The 1481-nt window shown below is 63.9% G+C and carries 2 protein-coding genes; one reads left to right on the top strand and one right to left on the bottom strand.

Translation table 11 applies throughout. From position 1 onward, the window contains the following. The coding region (locus JHD07_RS37635; protein ID WP_291631398.1) for a thioesterase family protein at positions 1 to 506 on the bottom strand (506 nt) is incomplete at its 3' end. A gap of 182 nt (positions 507 to 688) precedes the next feature. Between JHD07_RS37635 and JHD07_RS37630 the strand changes: the two genes are divergently transcribed. Beyond that, positions 689 to 1481, top strand: a 793-nt coding sequence (locus JHD07_RS37630) for an NAD(P)/FAD-dependent oxidoreductase (RefSeq protein WP_291631397.1), incomplete at its 3' end; no start/stop codon positions are given.

Here is a 1481-nt window from a genome sequence, read left to right as displayed (position 1 = left end):
GGCCTGATCCGTCCCCTGAACAGGGCTGAATCAATAGACGAGCTTGCTGGCGGCGCGACCTCGATGCCGCGCTTGTGCCAGGGTCTGAGCTTCTCGATCACCTCCGCGGTCAGCGGCGCGGGCCGCCGCGTCGCCTCGTCGAGAAGGACGCCGACCGACGTTGCCGAGGCGATGCACTTCCCGTTCGAGAACACGACCTGCTCGAAGGTCACCGACGTCCGTCCGAGCTTCACCACGCCGAGGCCAAGCTCGATCGTATTGGGCCAGTGCAGCTCGGCGCGAAAATGCATGTCGAGCCGGACCATGATCCAGGCGAGGCCCGGCGGCGTCAGGCCGTATTCCGGAAGCTTCATCAGCGTGACGCGGCCGGTCTCGAAATAGGTGGCGTAAACCGCATTGTTGACGTGCTGGTTCGGGTCGAGGTCGCCGAAGCGGACGTTGTCGCCGAGGCGAAACGGATAGTCCTCGAGGCGAGGCGTCGTGTCGAGGCGGGCTGGTGCGTTCACCGATTGATCTCCGTCATATCCATCCTCGTTACAGCCCAGTTATTCTGGACCGGCAAGTGGGCGGGGCCGCAGGGCGATGCCGCTTTTATGCCTTCCCTGATCCATCCCCGTTGGCTAGACAGGCAGGGTCACCTCGGCCCAACGGGCGCCGTCCAACCGATAACGACCGATAAAGAGACGACATGAGCGACGTGATCAAAACCGATGTGCTGATTATTGGCGCCGGCCCCTGCGGTCTGTTCGCCGCCTTCGAGCTCGGCCTTCTCGACATGAAGGCGCATTTCGTCGACATCCTCGACAAGGTCGGCGGCCAGTGTGCCGAGCTCTATCCGGAAAAGCCGATCTACGACATTCCGGGAATTCCGCAGGTGTCGGGCCAGGGCCTCACCGATGCGCTGATGGAGCAGATCAAGCCGTTCCATCCGACCTTCCATCTCGGCGAGATGGTCGAGACGGTGGAGAAGATCGGCGACCCCCTGTTTCGCTGCACCACCGATGCGGGCAAGGTGTTCGAATGCAAGGTGGTGGTGATCGCGGCCGGCGGCGGCTCGTTCCAGCCCAAACGTCCGCCGGTGCCAGGCATCGAGGCCTACGAAGGCACTTCGGTGCATTACGCCGTGCGCAAGATGGAGACGTTCCGGGACAAGAACGTGCTGATCGTCGGCGGCGGCGATTCAGCGCTCGACTGGACGCTCAATCTGCATCCGATCGCAAAGCGCATCACTCTGCTGCATCGGCGCGACGAGTTTCGCGCCGCGCCCCACAGTGTCGAGCAGATGCGCGCGCTGGTCGCCGGCGGCAAGATGGATCTGCGGCTCGGTCAGGTCACCGCGCTGTCCGGTTCCGACGGCAAGCTCACCGGCGCGACCCTCAAGGGCAACGACAACAGCATCGCGGAAATCGCCTGCGACACCATGCTGCCGTTCTTCGGGCTGACCATGAAGCTCGGCCCGGTCGCGAACTGGGGCATTGCGC

It is taken from the genome of Bradyrhizobium sp. (genome assembly GCF_016462955.1).
In the GTDB taxonomy this organism is placed as follows: Bacteria; Pseudomonadota; Alphaproteobacteria; order Rhizobiales; family Xanthobacteraceae; genus Bradyrhizobium.
Note: the sequence above shows the minus strand (reverse complement) of the source record. Positions and strands in the feature narration are given on the sequence as shown.